This is a genomic window from Pseudomonas sp. ICMP 8385 (assembly GCF_002699915.1).
Classification (GTDB): domain Bacteria; phylum Pseudomonadota; class Gammaproteobacteria; order Pseudomonadales; family Pseudomonadaceae; genus Aquipseudomonas; species Aquipseudomonas gessardii.
In genome coordinates this window covers 284,286-298,643 of record NZ_LKBY01000102.1, presented here as the reverse complement: position 1 = coordinate 298,643, position 14,358 = coordinate 284,286, and the positions used below count along the sequence as shown (strand labels likewise).

12 protein-coding genes and 1 pseudogene are annotated in these 14,358 nt (G+C 62.1%); 9 read left to right on the top strand and 4 right to left on the bottom strand.

Annotation, left to right across the window (positions count from 1 at the left end):
* The first annotated feature begins 50 nt into the window (after nt 1–50).
* Genes AO268_RS17090 through AO268_RS17075 form a run of 4 tightly spaced genes read left to right on the top strand, consistent with a single transcriptional unit; the run spans nt 51 to nt 2,974 of the window.
* Nucleotides 51–716: an amino acid ABC transporter permease gene (locus tag AO268_RS17090; RefSeq protein ID WP_099169343.1), complete on the top strand. Its 666-nt coding sequence runs from the start codon at nt 51–53 to the stop codon at nt 714–716.
* The gene (locus tag AO268_RS17085) at nt 697–1,356 is read left to right on the top strand and encodes an amino acid ABC transporter permease (protein WP_099169342.1); all 660 of its coding nucleotides are present in this window, start codon (nt 697–699) and stop codon (nt 1,354–1,356) included. Before AO268_RS17090 ends, AO268_RS17085 begins: the two co-directional genes overlap by 20 nt.
* Nucleotides 1,353–2,129, top strand: a complete 777-nt coding sequence (locus AO268_RS17080) for an amino acid ABC transporter ATP-binding protein (RefSeq protein ID WP_076962044.1) — start codon at nt 1,353–1,355, stop codon at nt 2,127–2,129. Before AO268_RS17085 ends, AO268_RS17080 begins: the two co-directional genes overlap by 4 nt.
* Nucleotides 2,126–2,974 carry a transporter substrate-binding domain-containing protein gene (locus AO268_RS17075; protein WP_076962045.1) on the top strand — a complete coding sequence of 283 codons (849 nt, stop codon included), beginning with the start codon at nt 2,126–2,128 and terminating at the stop codon, nt 2,972–2,974. Before AO268_RS17080 ends, AO268_RS17075 begins: the two co-directional genes overlap by 4 nt.
* Before the next feature lie 64 nt (nt 2,975–3,038).
* On the opposite strand, the gene AO268_RS17070 is transcribed toward AO268_RS17075, so the two are convergent.
* Nucleotides 3,039–4,199 carry an AAA family ATPase gene (locus AO268_RS17070; protein ID WP_099169341.1) on the bottom strand — a complete coding sequence of 387 codons (1,161 nt, stop codon included), beginning with the start codon at nt 4,197–4,199 and terminating at the stop codon, nt 3,039–3,041.
* Between the two features lie 152 nt (nt 4,200–4,351).
* On the opposite strand from AO268_RS17070, the gene AO268_RS17065 reads away from it, so the two are divergent.
* The 4 genes and pseudogenes from AO268_RS17065 (at nt 4,352) to AO268_RS17050 (ending at nt 11,938) form a co-directional block, all read left to right on the top strand.
* Nucleotides 4,352–5,455, top strand: a complete 1,104-nt coding sequence (locus AO268_RS17065; protein ID WP_099169340.1) for an efflux RND transporter periplasmic adaptor subunit — start codon at nt 4,352–4,354, stop codon at nt 5,453–5,455.
* Nucleotides 5,452–6,522 carry an efflux RND transporter periplasmic adaptor subunit gene (locus AO268_RS17060; protein ID WP_099169339.1) on the top strand — a complete coding sequence of 357 codons (1,071 nt, stop codon included), beginning with the start codon at nt 5,452–5,454 and terminating at the stop codon, nt 6,520–6,522. Before AO268_RS17065 ends, AO268_RS17060 begins: the two co-directional genes overlap by 4 nt.
* Nucleotides 6,519–9,564: pseudogene (locus AO268_RS17055) on the top strand (efflux RND transporter permease subunit). Before AO268_RS17060 ends, AO268_RS17055 begins: the two are co-directional and overlap by 4 nt.
* A 136-nt stretch (nt 9,565–9,700) precedes the next feature.
* Nucleotides 9,701–11,938: a glycoside hydrolase gene (locus AO268_RS17050; protein WP_099169338.1), complete on the top strand. Its 2,238-nt coding sequence runs from the start codon at nt 9,701–9,703 to the stop codon at nt 11,936–11,938.
* 95 nt (nt 11,939–12,033) lie between these two features.
* On the opposite strand, the gene AO268_RS17045 is transcribed toward AO268_RS17050, so the two are convergent.
* Complete coding sequence (locus tag AO268_RS17045; protein ID WP_099169337.1) at nt 12,034–12,291, bottom strand: acyl carrier protein; 258 nt, start codon at nt 12,289–12,291, stop codon at nt 12,034–12,036.
* Nucleotides 12,281–12,847 carry a hypothetical protein gene (locus tag AO268_RS17040; RefSeq protein WP_076962052.1) on the bottom strand — a complete coding sequence of 189 codons (567 nt, stop codon included), beginning with the start codon at nt 12,845–12,847 and terminating at the stop codon, nt 12,281–12,283. Before AO268_RS17040 ends, AO268_RS17045 begins: the two co-directional genes overlap by 11 nt.
* A gap of 498 nt (nt 12,848–13,345) precedes the next feature.
* On the opposite strand from AO268_RS17040, the gene AO268_RS17035 reads away from it, so the two are divergent.
* Nucleotides 13,346–13,651 carry a DUF6124 family protein gene (locus tag AO268_RS17035; RefSeq protein ID WP_076962053.1) on the top strand — a complete coding sequence of 102 codons (306 nt, stop codon included), beginning with the start codon at nt 13,346–13,348 and terminating at the stop codon, nt 13,649–13,651.
* 34 nt (nt 13,652–13,685) lie between these two features.
* Here AO268_RS17035 and AO268_RS17030 read toward each other — a convergent pair whose 3' ends face one another.
* On the bottom strand, nt 13,686–14,321 hold the full coding sequence (locus AO268_RS17030; protein ID WP_076962054.1) for a class I SAM-dependent methyltransferase: 636 nt from the start codon (nt 14,319–14,321) through the stop codon (nt 13,686–13,688).
* Nucleotides 14,322–14,358 lie beyond the last annotated feature (37 nt).

Sequence of the window (14,358 nt, the reverse complement as noted above, 5' to 3'; positions counted from 1 at the left end):
GACCGGACTGCGTTTACGCCGCATTACCCCTGCGGCGCCCAGGACTTGAAATGACTTTTGACTACGCGTTTATCCTCAGCACCCTGCCGGCGTTTCTCAAGGCCGTGGGGGTAACCCTGCAAGTGGGCTTGATCGCCATCGGCACCTCGCTGCTGGTGGCGCTGGTCAACGCGGCCCTGCTGGTGTTTCGCACGCCTTACCTGTCGCGCCTAGTGGCGCTGTATGTGGAGCTGGCACGCAACACGCCGCTGCTGATCCAGCTGTTCTTCGTGTACTTCGCCTTGCCGGCCCTGGGCTTGAATATCTCCGGGTTTTGGGCGGCGATCATCACCATGACCTTTTTGGGCGGCGCCTACCTCACCGAAGTGCTGCGCGCCGGTGTGGAAGCGGTGCCGCTGGCGCAGATCGAGTCGGGCAAGTCCATCGGCCTGTCCGACTGGCAGTTGCTGCGCCATGTGATCCTGCCCCAGGCCGGGATCCTCAGCCTGCCGGCGCTGTTCGCCAATTTCATTTTCCTGCTCAAGGAAACCACCGTGGTGTCGGCGGTGGCGGTGCCAGAGATTCTCTACACCACCAAAAGCTACATCGCCCTGTACTACAAGACTTACGAAATGCTCGCCGTGCTCACGCTGATTTGCGTGCTGTTGTTCTTGCCGCTGTCGCTGCTGCTCAGCCGCCTGGAAAGGAGGCTCCAGCATGGCCAGTTCGGGTCTTGAATTGTTATGGGTGTCGTTGCCGCAACTGGGCAAGGGCGCTGCACAAACCCTGTCGATTTCGTTTTTGAGCATCGCCTTCAGCACCATTGGCGGGGTGGGGTATGGGGTGCTGCGCACCTTGAATGTGCGCGCGATCAACCTGCTGTTGCGCATTTACCTGGAATTGTTCCGCGCGATTCCGGTGCTGGTGTGGCTGTACCTGCTGTTTTTTGGCCTGCCGATTTTTACCGGCCTGAGCATTCCCAGTTTTTGGTGCGCGGTGCTGGTGCTGTCGCTGTGGGGCGCCAGTGAAGTGGGCGAAGTGGTGCGCGGCGCGTTGCATTCGCTGCCGCGCGGGCAGCGGGAGGCGGGGCTGTCGATTGGCTTGTCGGCGCCGCAGCTCTACGGCTACGTGCTGCTGCCCCAGGCGCTCAAACGCATGACGCCGCCGACCATCAACGTCTACACGCGGATCATCAAGACCAGCTCCCTGGCGGTGCTGATCGGTGTGGTGGACGTGATCAAGGTCGGCCAGCAAATCATCGAGCGCACCTATGAGTCGGTGTTGATCTACGGCGCGCTGTTCCTGTTTTTCTTCTTTATCTGCTACCCGTTGTCGGCCGCCTCCAAGGTGCTGGAACGGCGCTGGGCCCAAGCATGAGCGCATTGATCGAGTTTCAGGGTTTCAATAAATTCTTCGGCGCACAGCAGGTGCTCAATGGCATCGACCTGAGGGTGCAAAGCGGTGAAGTGCTGGTGATCCTCGGCCCCAGCGGCTGCGGTAAAAGCACCTTGCTGCGTTGCCTCAACGGCCTGGAAGTGGCCCACAGCGGCAGCCTGCGCTTTGCCGGCAAACAGCTGCTGGATCCACACACCGACTGGCGCCAGGTGCGCCAGGACGTGGGCATGGTGTTCCAGAGTTACCACCTGTTCCCCCATATGAGCGTGCTCGACAACATCCTGCTGGGCCCGCTGAAAGTGCAAAAGCGCGAGCCCCGCGAAGCCCGCGAGCAGGCGCAAAAACTGCTGGAACGGGTGGGGCTCGCCGACAAGCGCGATGCCTTCCCGCGCCAGCTCTCGGGCGGCCAGCAGCAACGCATCGCCATCGTCCGTTCGCTGTGCATGAACCCCCAGGTCATGCTGTTTGACGAAGTCACCGCCGCCCTCGACCCGGAAATGGTCAAGGAGGTGCTGGAAGTGATCCAGGACCTGGCCCGCGATGGCATGACCCTGCTGATTGTCACCCACGAAATGGCCTTCGCCCGCGCCGTCGCCGACCGCGTGGTGTTTATGGAGGCGGGCCGCATCCTCGAACACAACACCCCAGAGGCCTTCTTTACGAACCCGCAGACCGCACGCGCGCAGCAGTTCCTCGAGAAATTCTCGTTTGTTTCAACACTGCCCAAGAAAATCAAGGAACTGGAGCTGATATGAAAAAGTTACTGCTGCCACTGTTTGCCGTCGCCTTACTGGCCGGCTGCGATAAGAAGGCCGAAGAGCCGGTAAAACCTGCGGCTGTCAGCTACATCGACAAGATCAAGGCCCGCGACAAGCTGATCGTCGGCGTGTTTACCGACAAGCCGCCGTTTGGCTTTGTCGATGAAGCCGGGCGCTACGTGGGCTTTGATACCGATATCGGCCGCCGGTTTGCCAAGGACCTGCTGGGCGACGAGAACAAGGTCGAGTTCGTGGCCGTGGAGCCGGCCAGCCGTATCCCGTTTTTGCAGAGCGACAAGGTTGACCTGATCCTCGCCAATATGACCGTGACCCCGGAGCGCAAGGAAGCGGTGGAGTTCACCAACCCCAACCTGAAAGTCGCGGTCCAGGCCCTGGTGCCTAATGACAGCACGGTGAAAAGCCTCGACGACCTGGCGACCCGCACCACCATCGTCACCACCGGCACCACGGCTGATATCTGGCTGACCAAGAACCACCCGGACTGGAAACTGCTCAAGTTCGAGAAAAACTCCGAGTCGCTGCAAGCCTTGTCGGCTGGGCGTGGCGATGCCTATGCGCAAGACAACCTGGTGCTGTTCAGCTGGGCCAAACAGAACCCGGGCTATCGCGTGCTGGAAGAGAAACTGGGCGACGAAGCGCCGATTGCACCGGCGGTGAAGAAGGGCAATATCGAACTGCGCGACTGGGTGAATGCCGAGTTGGCGAAGCTGGGCGAAGAGCAGTTCTTGCTCAAGCTGTATGACCAGTACGTGCGCAAAGAACTGAGCGATGAGACCAAGCCTGAGAGTGTGATTGTTGAAGGGGGTAAGTGGCAGGGCTGATCCTGTACTGAATGTTCCCCTGTGGGAGCGGGCTTGCCCGCGATGAGGCCGGTGCAGGCACCGCCTAGCTCGGCCAATGCCACGCCGGCTCATCCAACACCCGCTGCCCCACAATCTGCGTCTGGCCCATCACCTTCTCCAGCACAATCGAATGGCATCCCTCGTCCTGCTGCAACGCCGCGATCAAGCGGCTGGCATGGGACACCACCCACACCTGGCATTGCTTGGATGCTTGGATGATCAGGCGCGCCAAGGCCGGCAACAGGTCCGGGTGCAGGCTGGTTTCCGGTTCGTTGAGGACCATCATCGTCGGCGGGCGTGGGGTCAGCAGCGCGGCGATCAGCAGCAGGTAGCGCAAGGTGCCGTCCGAGAGTTCCGCCGCTGACAGTGGGCGCAGTAAGCCTTCCTGATAGAACTCAATGGCGAAACGCCCGCCCTGCAACGGCTCGATATGCAAACGCGCGCCGGGAAACGCATCGCTCACCGCCTGCTGCAAGGCCTCGGGGTCGCCGATTTCGCGGATGGTCTGCAACGCGGCTGCCAGGTCGCGGCCATCGTGATGCAACACCGGCGTGCGCGTACCCAGTTGCGGTAGGCGCACCGGTGCATCGGCGTCGCTGCGAAAGTGATCGTAGAAGCGCCAGCCGCGAATGCTTTCGCGCAGTGTCAGGACTTCCGGCGAGCCGCGCAGGCTGCCGACCTGATCGAACAGGCTGTGGTAGTTGGGCGTGTGCTGGGCCAGCACCTCCCAGGCCCGTCCGTCGCGGGCGCGTACCATCGGCCCGGAGCGCTGCACCAGCAGGCTGGCCGGGCGATAGACGTGGCCGGCCCAGATGCATTCTTTTTTGATCTCGGGGTCCAGGGAAAAATACGACTCGCTGGGTTCTGGCAGGCCGAGGGAGATCGCATAGCTGAAATCCTCCCCGGCAAACCCCAGGCGCAAGCGCTTGGCGCCGCTGCGTACGCTCAGCTCCACCGGCACCTCGCCGTTGTGCATGCGCCGGCTGATGTTTTCGGGGCCGGCCCAGAACGTCGAATCCAGGCCGCCTTCACGGGCCAGGGCATTGATCACCCCGCCCTGGGCGGTTTCCGCCAACAGGCGCAAGGCACGGTACAGGTTGGATTTGCCGCTGCCATTGGGGCCGGTGATCAGGTTCAGCCGATCCAGCGGCACTACCAATTTATTGATCGAGCGGTAATTGGCCACCGCTAAGGTCTTAAGCATCGAGGGCGTTCCGGGCCGGCATGGAGCCACATCTTATCGTGTAGAAGAACACCACCGCAGGCCTGCAAATCACTTAGGCGAAGGCGGAACCCTGAACTAAGCTCACAGTCGCATACACACTGGCACGTCAGTATCACGCGAAAGGAGCCTGCATGGGCGGTCCCACCTCAACAGTTATTTGTGGCGTAGCCCTGCTGGCATTGCTCAGCGGCTGTGGCCAGGAAAAACCTGAGCCCAAGGCCCACTCCAGGGTGTTTGTGCAAACCGTGCAACCGGTCGATTTTGCCGCGGCGGTGACCCTGACCGGGGATATCCAGGCGCGGGTGCAGACCGATTTGTCGTTTCGCGTGGGCGGTAAGATTATCCAGCGCATGGTCGATGTGGGCGACCGTGTGACGGCCCGGCAAGTGCTGGCCAGGCTCGATCCCAAGGATTTGCAGACCAACGTCGATTCCGCCCAGGCCCAGGTAGTGGCGGAACAGGCGCGGGTCAAACAGACGGCGGCGGCCTTTGTGCGCCAGGAAAAACTCCTGCCCAAGGGCTACACCAGCCGCAGCGAATACGACGCCGCCCAGGCCGCGCTGCGCAGCAGCCAAAGCGCCCTGGCGGCGGCGCAGGCGCAGTTGGCCAATGCCCGCGAGCAACTGGGCTACACCGCGTTGATCGCCGAGGCGCCGGGGGTGATTACCGCGCGCCAGGCCGAAGTCGGCCAGGTGGTGCAGGCCACCGTGCCGATTTTCAGCCTGGCCCGCGACGGCGAGCGCGATGCGGTGTTCAACGTCTACGAATCGCTGCTGGCGGAGCCACCGCCGGATGTGCCAATCACCGTCAGCCTGCTGGACAACCCGAGCATCAAGGCCGTGGGCCGGGTGCGTGAAGTGACCCCGGCCGTTGCCGCCAACAGCGGCACGGTGCAGGTGAAGATCGCCCTGGAGGCCTTGCCCAAGGGCATGCAACTGGGTTCGGTGGTCAGCGCCACCGCCAACGGGCAAACCAGGGCCAGCATCGAACTGCCCTGGGCGGCACTGACCAAAGACCTCAGCGAGCCTGCCGTATGGCTGGTGGACGATGACGGCAAGGCGCAATTGCACAAGGTCACTGTCGCGCGCTACCTGACCGGCAAAGTGATCATCAGTGACGGCCTCAAAGGCGGCGAAAAAGTCGTAGTGGCCGGTGGGCAATTGCTGCACCCGGGCATGGTGGTGGAGATCGCCCAGGCGCCGGATCCGGCCCAGGCCAAGGGGGTGCAGCCATGAAGCGCCTGACGCTGCTCCTCGCCAGCAGCTTGCTGCTGGTGGCCTGCTCCAAGGAAGAACCGGCGCCGGACCCCGTGCGCCCGGTGCTCTCGGTCGAGGTGAAAGCCGAAGACCAGGCCCACCTCGGGCGCTTTGCTGGCAGCATCCAGGCGCGCTATGAAAGCAACCTGGGCTTCCGGGTGCCAGGGCGTATTGCGCGGCGCGCGGTGGATGTGGGCGCCGAAGTTGACAAGGGCGCCTTGCTGGCCGTGCTCGATCCCACCGACCAGCAGAACCAGCTGCGCGCGGCCCAAGGCGACCTGGCGCGGATCCAGGCGCAATTTATCAATGCCCAAGCCAATGCGCGCCGCCAGCAGGAACTGTTCAACCGTGGCGTCGGCGCCCAGGCGCAACTGGACATTGCCCAGACCGACCTGAAAACCACCCAGGCTTCCCTCGACCAGGCCAAGGCCTCGGTGGACCAGGCCAGGGACCAGCTCAACTACGTCGAGTTGCGCACCGACCATGGCGGCATCGTCACCGCCTGGAATGCCGAAGCTGGCCAGGTGGTCAGTGCCGGCCAGCAAGTGGTGACGCTGGCCCGCCCGGATATCAAGGAAGCGGTGATCGACCTGCCTGCCGGCCTCGCCGAGCGCCTGCCGGCCGATGTGGTGTTCCTGGTGGCCAGCCAGCTGGAGCCCAGCATCAACACCACCGCCACCGTGCGCGAGATCGAACCCCAGGCCCAAAGCGCGACCCGCACCCGTCGCGCACGCCTGACCCTGGCCCAGACACCCCCGGCGTTCCGCCTGGGCACGGCGATCAGCGTGACCTTGAGCTCGACCATCGCCCCGCGCATCGAACTGCCTGCCAGTGCGGTGCAGGATGTCGAGGGCAAGACCCGTATCTGGGTCGTCGATAGACAACAACAGAGCGTGCAGCCCCGTGATGTGACCCTGGTCAGCCGCGACGCCAGCCATGTCGTGCTCAGCGGCGGCGTGCAGCCTGGCGAGCGTGTGGTCAGCGCCGGGGTCAACAGCCTCAAGCCCGGACAAAAAGTCAAAACCGACGAGGACAGCCCGCGATGAAGGGGAGCTTCAACTTATCCGACTGGGCGCTCAAGCATCAGTCCTTCGTCTGGTACCTGATGTTCGTCGCGCTGCTGATGGGCGTGTTTTCCTACATGAACCTGGGGCGCGAGGAAGATCCGTCCTTCACCATCAAGACCATGGTGATCCAGACCCGCTGGCCGGGCGCGACCCAGGAAGAAACCCTTAAGCAGGTCACCGACCGCATCGAGAAAAAGCTCGAAGAGCTGGACTCCCTGGACTATGTGAAAAGCTACACCCGGCCTGGAGAGTCCACGGTTTTTGTGTTCCTCAAGGACACCACCAGCGCCAAGGCGATCCCCGAGATCTGGTACCAGGTGCGCAAGAAAATCGACGATATCCGCGGCACCTTCCCCCAGGGCTTGCAGGGGCCGTCGTTCAACGACGAATTCGGTGATGTGTTTGGCTCGGTGTATGCCTTTACCGCCGATGGCATGTCGATGCGCCAATTGCGTGATTACGTCGAGCAGGTGCGTGCCGAGATCCGGGCGGTGCCGGGGCTGGGCAAGGTCGAGATGATCGGCCAGCAGGACGAAGTGATTTACCTGAATTTTTCCACGCGCAAACTGGCTGCCCTGGGGATTGACCAGCGCCAAGTGGTGCAGAGCCTGCAATCGCAGAACGCGGTGACCCCGGCCGGGGTGATCGAGGCCGGGCCGGAACGGATTTCGGTGCGCACCTCGGGGCAATTTGCCTCGGAAAAGGATCTGGCCGACGTCAACCTGCGGCTCAATGACCGCTTCTATCGCCTGGCGGATATCGCCGATATCAGCCGTGGTTATGTGGACCCGACGCGGCCGCTGTTTCGTTTTAACGGCCAGCCAGCCATCGGCCTGGCCATTGCCATGCAGAAGGGCGGCAATATCCAGGAATTCGGCAAGGCCCTGCACCAACGTATGGACGAGCTGACGGCCGACCTGCCGGTGGGCATCGGCGTGCACAAGGTGTCGGACCAGGCTGAAGTGGTGGAAGAGGCCGTTGGCGGCTTCACCAGTGCGCTATTTGAAGCGGTGATCATCGTGCTGGTGGTGAGCTTTATCAGCCTCGGCCTGCGCGCCGGGCTGGTGGTGGCGTGCTCGATCCCGCTGGTGCTGGCGCTGGTGTTTGTGTTCATGGAATACAGTGGCATCACCATGCAGCGGGTGTCGCTGGGCGCACTGATCATCGCCCTCGGCTTGCTGGTGGATGACGCGATGATCACCGTGGAAATGATGATCACGCGCCTGGAAAAAGGCGAGACCCTGGAGCAGGCGGCGACTTTTGCCTACACCTCCACCGCATTCCCGATGCTCACCGGCACCCTGGTGACCGTGGCCGGGTTTGTGCCGATTGGCCTCAACGCCAGCTCGGCGGGCGAGTACACCTTCACCCTGTTTGCGGTGATTGCAGTGGCGATGCTGGTGTCGTGGGTGGTGGCTGTGTTGTTTGCGCCGGTGATCGGCGTGCATATCCTCAGCAGCAAGGTCAAACCCCACAGTGACGAGCCGGGGCGGGTCGGGCGGGTATTCAACGCCGGCATGCTGTGGGCCATGCGCAACCGCTGGTGGGCGATTGGCCTGACGGTGCTGCTGTTTGCGGCGTCGGTGTTTTCCATGCAGTTTGTGCAGAATCAGTTTTTCCCGTCGTCGGACCGCCCGGAGATCCTCGTCGACCTCAACCTGCCGCAAAACGCCTCGATCAATGAAACCCGCAAGGCCGTGGACCGCCTGGAAGCGATCATCAAGGACGACCCGGACATCGCGCGCTGGAGCACCTACATCGGCCAGGGCGGTCCGTTTCTACCTGCCCCTGGACCAGCAACTGGAGAACCCGTACTACGCGCAGTTGGTGATCGTCAGCAAGGGCGTGGAAGAGCGCGGCGCGCTGATCGAGCGCCTGCAACAGCGCTTGCGCGATGACTTCGTGGGCGTCGGCAGTTTTGTCCAACCCCTGGAAATGGGCCCGCCGGTCGGGCGGCCAATCCAGTACCGGGTATCGGGCAAGGACATCGACCAGGTGCGCAAGCACGCGATCGAGCTGGCGACGTTGCTGGATAAAAATACGCACCTGGGCGAGATCATCTACGACTGGAACGAGCCGGGCAAAGTGCTGCGGGTCGATATCGCCCAGGACAAGGCGCGCCAGCTCGGGCTGTCGTCCGAAGACGTGGCGCAATTGATGAACAGCGTGGTCAGCGGCGCGGCCGTGACCCAGGTGCACGACGATATCTACCTGATCAACGTGGTTGGTCGCGCCGAAGATGCCGAGCGCGGCACCCCGGAAACCTTGCAGAACCTGCAGATCGTCACCCCCAGCGGCACCTCGATCCCGCTACTGGCCTTTGCCACCGTGCGTTACGAGTTGGAGCAGCCGCTGGTGTGGCGTCGCGACCGCAAGCCGACCATCACCATCAAGGCCGCCGTGCGCGACGAGATGCAGCCGACCGACCTGGTCAAGCAGCTCAAGCCTGAGATCGACAAGTTCAGCGCCGGCTTGCCGGTGGGCTACAAGGTCGCTACCGGCGGCACCGTGGAAGAAAGCGGCAAGGCCCAGGGCCCGATTGCCAGTGTGGTGCCGTTGATGCTGTTCTTGATGGCGACCTTCCTGATGATCCAGTTGCACAGCGTACAGAAGATGTTCCTGGTGGCCAGCGTGGCCCCGCTGGGCTTGATTGGCGTGGTGCTGGCGCTGATTCCCACGGGCACGCCCATGGGCTTTGTGGCGATCCTGGGGATCCTGGCGCTGATCGGCATCATCATCCGCAACTCGGTGATTCTGGTGACGCAGATCGATGCCTACGAGCAGGAAGGCTACACGCCGTGGGACGCGGTGGTGCAGGCCACCGAACACCGGCGCCGGCCGATCCTGCTGACGGCGGCCGCCGCCAGCCTGGGCATGATCCCCATTGCCCGGGAAGTGTTCTGGGGGCCGATGGCCTACGCGATGATCGGCGGCATCATCATCGCCACCTTGCTGACACTGCTGTTTTTGCCGGCGCTGTATGTGGCCTGGTACAAAATCCGCGAGCCCAAGCACAGCTGAACATGGTCCCATCACACAAGCCTCGTAGCGGCTACGGGCTTGGTGTGGTGGGAAACGTCTCTAAATTCCCCGCGCGTGCCTTCCTGGTAACGAATTGTTTTACCCTCGCCCTTTCGTTCCCGTGAAGGCCTGCGCCATGACCCTTTGCCTACGCCGTGCCTGGCTGGCCTGTGTGCTCCTGCTCTCGCCCCTGGCCGTGGCCGGCACCGTGCTGGAAAACCCCCAGTGGCGCATCGAACTTGATGCGGCGACCCTGGCCATGCGCGTGACCCCGGCCGGCCGCGAGCCGGTGCAGGCCTCCAGCGGCGTGGCGGCCCATGCGGTCAGCCAGTTGCGACAGTCCACTCAGCACGCCAACTGGCAATGGGATAAAGGCGCCTACCGCCTGAGTGCCACCCTGGAGCAGCGCGACCTGGTCCTGACCATCACCGCCCGCGAGGCCGGCGAGTTGGAGATTATCCGCCAGCCTGCCAGCGCCATGGGCAAGGGCTTGATCTGGCCGCTCGCCGAGGGGCATTACATCCCCGCCGGCAATCGCCTCTGGCAAGACTTCCTGCTGGAGTATGGCGATATGAACAGCACCCAGGACCTCAGCCTGCCGTTATGGGGCGTCGATCACGAACGCTTCACCCTCAACTGGCTGCTGACCAACCCGTATCACAACCGCTTGCAGTGGCAGGCCGAGGGCTCGCGCCTGGGCTTGTCGCTACGCCATGAATTCACCGCCCTGGACCCCAGCGCACCGATGACCCTGCGCCTGAACCTGGGCGAGGCCGACATGCTGGCCGGTGCCAAACGCTACCGTCAGTGGCTGGTGGAGCAGGGGCTCTATGAGCCGCTGGCAGACAAACTGCAACGCCTGCCGGCCGGCGAAAAGCTGTTGGGGGCCAGCCATGTGTACCTGTGGGGCAATGACCTGCTGGGCCTTGGCGATGTGCGCGATTGGGCACAGTTGCGCACATTGCTGCGTTCGCCTGAGGGGTTGGGCGCGCAACTCAATGGCTTGCTGGACCCTGAAGCGGCGCAGGTGGTGCAAGCCCCCCAGCCGTTCCTGGATCGCTACCAGCAAGCCGTGCTGCTCAGAGGGCTCAACGCGGCACTTAACAAAAAGGCGCGCCAGGCTTGGCAAGCCAGGGCCGAGCCCGATATGCAAGCGCTCGTCGAAGGCTATGCTGCGGTCCGTCAGGCCTTGGCGGTGGCGTTTGCCAGCGCCTTGAGCGCAGCCCCTGAAACCTGGGGCAGCACATTGTCCGCCACAACCCTAAAGACGCTGGAGGACAGTGGCCTGCAACGCCTGCTGCTGACCCTGGGCGAAGGCTGGGAGGGTGGGCTGTGGCACCCCGAGGCCGTGCGCGCAGGCGTCGAGGCCGGGTATTTGATGGCCCCTTACGACTCCTATCAAACCGCCCTGGCAGACACCGAAAACCCCGACTGGATCACCGCCCACCTGGGTAGCCGTGCCTATCGCGACTGCTCGATCATGTTAAAGAACGGCCAGCTCAAGACCGGCTTCCAGAAGTCCGGGCACTACACCGACCCGCGCTGCGTGCGCCCGCTGCTGCAGGCACGGGTGACGGCGGTGCAGGCCAGGGCCGGGTTCAATGCCTGGTTTCTCGATGCCTACGCCACCGGCATGCTGTTTGACAGCTATCGCTCGGTACTGGGCATGACCCAGGCGCAGAACGCCGAAGGCAATATCGACGCGGCGCGCTGGATCGCCAGCCAGCTCCAGCTGCCGGTGGGTTCCGAAGACGGCAACGCCACCACCGCCCGTGGCGTGCTGTTCGCCCATGGCATGCAAACCCCGGTCATGGGCTGGGGCGACCGCGAGATGACCCAGGACAAGCAATCGCCGTACTACGTGGGGGCCTGGTACCCACCAGAGGAACCGGCAGTGTTCTTCAAGCGCGTGCCCCTCAAAGAGCCGCTGCGCACGGTGTACTTTGCCCCGGCGATGCGCCTGCCGTTGTATCAGGCGGTGTTCCATGGCGCGATCATCACCAGCCATCACTGGCTGTTCGACAGCCTGAAGCTGAGCAATGTGCAGGGGGAAAACGAGTTGACCCAACTGCTTTACAACGTGCCGCCGCTGTATCACCTGAGCGCCGCCACCTTGAAGCAGCGCTTGCCGATGATCCAGCGTCAGGATGGGTTTTTTCGCCCGTTGCATGAGCGTTTGGCGACCCAGGCGTTGACGGATTTTCGCTGGCTGAGTAGTGACCGGCTGGTGCAGCAGACCACGTTTGCCGATGGCACGCGGTTGGTGGCCAACTTTGCGCAGGAGCAGAGGGACGGGTATCCAGGGCGGAGTGTGACGGCGCTGGTGGTGGGGGCAGAGCCGGTGGTGTATCAGGTGGATCAGCAGCGCCCTTGAGGCCATCGCGGGCAAGTCGAATCGTCGCACCGCCGCTCCCACATTTGGAATGCATTCCCCTGTGGGAGCGGGGGCCCGCGATAGCGTCAGTTGCCTCACCGCCGATATTGAACAATCAAATCGACAACTTGCTGGAGAGTCGTGATGTGATCCCAATCATCCTGAGTCGCCTGCAATTTGAATTGCCATTTGATCTGCATGACAAAGCAGGTCAGATCTTCATCAATGATCTTAAAGTCGTGGATGAAGTCCGTTTGTTCCGTCACCTGGCTTCGGTCGATAAAGCCAATGATATCGACGAAAAGCTGGATCACTTTTTCACTGATCTCGGCTCTGGTCAGGTTACTTTCCATTTCTTGCCTCATAGGCACACTTACCAATACTAATTAGATCAAAAACAGCCAAACCCGCAGCAACGAAGGGAATGCCTCGCCCGAGAATGCCAAATACCCGGACGGTACCAAAAGTTGCTTTTGCCATGCTGGCCAATGTCGGCTGCCTGATCAGTGTACGAGGGAAAAAGCGCATTCCAATGAGGCTAGCCAGGTTTGTTGTTTTGCTGGAGCCCACGTGGACCCAGGTTCCCACAGCAATTTTGCTGATGGGTATGCCCGCTGCACCGGTTAGAACCGTTGCTACCGTCAAACCGTAGTGTTGCTGTGTGCACTTCCAGAGCTCGTCAAAAGTAGTGTTGGGTGCCGAAGAATCGGAATGAAGGGGCCTGAGTAACTTGTAACTCGCGCCATGCGTCCAGCTTGGTGCATTAGGCAAAACCATGACTGCCGGGCAGCTTGTCATCGTATTTCCCAGATGAAACGCCATGCTGGCAGTTGAGCCGAAATCTATGCCGTTTCGTTCCAGCTCAAGCTGGCTTCGCATGATTGCCGAATGAAGATCGCTTTCCTGCATGACGTAGTCCCTGTACGTAAATGACAGGCGAGATGTTAAGTCGCAGTAAAGGACGATAAGCGGGAAAGGGGTAAATCCAGAAAGCTCCGACGTGACAATAGGGCTAAGCCTACTGACTATTCAGAAGGCCGGTAAAAGCCTCGATACAGCACGGGTTTTTCAATGGCCAGCAAGACCGATCTCTTTCATTCGCGGGACGTTTCCTAGAGAATTCCACGGCCTTGTTTCCGTTGGATCAGGTCGATAATCTCGGCCGGTCTTCGAGCATTCGATGACCGGACGTGCAAGTCCGACGGCAAGTATGATCCACACATCAAACAGCTCAACGCTCGGTTTTTATGCTTGGCGTCTGCCCGTTATGGCAGCTGTGCGAGGGAGGCCTTCGGGTCTGCTGGGTTTCGCTTCTTGCCCCGGTCTTGCACACCTTCGTACAGTTGCCACCCTAATTCGCGTGCAAGCGGACGGTGGCAACTTCTTCCTTAGCAAGAGGTGTTCACCATGGTCAAAATCACCCCCGACCCGCCCCATTCCCACAAAGACTTCCTCAGCGACAATGCCCTCACCCGTCGCGCCATCGACTACTACCTGAAAGCCAGTGCGCCTGACGCCGCCCCTTACCTCATCAATGACAACCTCAGCTTTGAAGAGGCTCTGGCCCGCGCCGCCGATCTGCTGCATTGCGCGGTGACAACCGCCCAGGTAGGCCATGACGCCATGAGCGGGCATCAAAGGGCGGTGATGCACCTGGTAGAAATGGCCAAGGTGGTGGTGGATCAATCGTTGGATTGTTTACAACCGCGCTAGGCACCACAGAACCCATGTGGGAGCAGGCTTCAAATCAGGCACCGCCGGCCTTACGCCACACACTGGCCAACCAGGGCTGCTGCTCGCGCGGCAGCCCCGCCGGGCGATAGTAGTGCTCCAGCTCCACAAACCCCGCCGTGGTCAGCAGCGCCTGCCAGGCCGCAAGGTCGTGATACGAGCCATAACGCGGCCCATTCCAGCCCTCCTGGTTTTCCCCCCTGGGGTTGGAGCTGAACAACACCCCACCCGGTTTCAACGCCCCATGCAGCTGCTTGAGAATACGCGGCAGTTCCTGCTTGGGAATATGAAACAGCACCGCATTGGCAAAGATCCCATCGAAGCGCCCGGCCGGCAGGTCAAGCTTGAGGAAGTCCTGGTGCAGCACCTCGCAGCCGCTGTCCTGGCGCGCCATCTGCGCAAACCGCTCGGCGCCATCCAGGCCCACGGCGATATGCCCAAGCCGGGTAAAGGTCTGCAAGTCCCGCCCCGGCCCGCAGCCGAAATCCAGCACGGTAAACGGTGCCTGCGCCTGGATATGCCGCAGCAAGGCGTCGATGTTCTGGCTCACATCGTGGTCGCGGGTGCCTTCACGGAAGTCCTCGGCCACAGTGTTGTAGTGGCCGAGGGTGGTGGCGGTGATCTGGTCGAGGTCGTCGGGCTTGAGGGGCATGATGGGCAATACCGGGCGCTGAGATAGCCCGACTATA

What these genes read in the sequence shown, in the direction of transcription:
- AO268_RS17090 (WP_099169343.1), top strand. Translation starts at nt 51, where the DNA reads ATGACTTTTGACTACGCGTTTATCCTCAGCACCCTGCCGGCGTTTCTC.
- AO268_RS17085 (WP_099169342.1), top strand. Translation starts at nt 697, where the DNA reads ATGGCCAGTTCGGGTCTTGAATTGTTATGGGTGTCGTTGCCGCAACTG.
- AO268_RS17080 (WP_076962044.1), top strand. Translation starts at nt 1,353, where the DNA reads ATGAGCGCATTGATCGAGTTTCAGGGTTTCAATAAATTCTTCGGCGCA.
- AO268_RS17075 (WP_076962045.1), top strand. Translation starts at nt 2,126, where the DNA reads ATGAAAAAGTTACTGCTGCCACTGTTTGCCGTCGCCTTACTGGCCGGC.
- AO268_RS17070 (WP_099169341.1), bottom strand. Translation starts at nt 4,199, where the DNA reads ATGCTTAAGACCTTAGCGGTGGCCAATTACCGCTCGATCAATAAATTG.
- AO268_RS17065 (WP_099169340.1), top strand. Translation starts at nt 4,352, where the DNA reads ATGGGCGGTCCCACCTCAACAGTTATTTGTGGCGTAGCCCTGCTGGCA.
- AO268_RS17060 (WP_099169339.1), top strand. Translation starts at nt 5,452, where the DNA reads ATGAAGCGCCTGACGCTGCTCCTCGCCAGCAGCTTGCTGCTGGTGGCC.
- AO268_RS17050 (WP_099169338.1), top strand. Translation starts at nt 9,701, where the DNA reads ATGACCCTTTGCCTACGCCGTGCCTGGCTGGCCTGTGTGCTCCTGCTC.
- AO268_RS17045 (WP_099169337.1), bottom strand. Translation starts at nt 12,291, where the DNA reads ATGGAAAGTAACCTGACCAGAGCCGAGATCAGTGAAAAAGTGATCCAG.
- AO268_RS17040 (WP_076962052.1), bottom strand. Translation starts at nt 12,847, where the DNA reads ATGCAGGAAAGCGATCTTCATTCGGCAATCATGCGAAGCCAGCTTGAG.
- AO268_RS17035 (WP_076962053.1), top strand. Translation starts at nt 13,346, where the DNA reads ATGGTCAAAATCACCCCCGACCCGCCCCATTCCCACAAAGACTTCCTC.
- AO268_RS17030 (WP_076962054.1), bottom strand. Translation starts at nt 14,321, where the DNA reads ATGCCCCTCAAGCCCGACGACCTCGACCAGATCACCGCCACCACCCTC.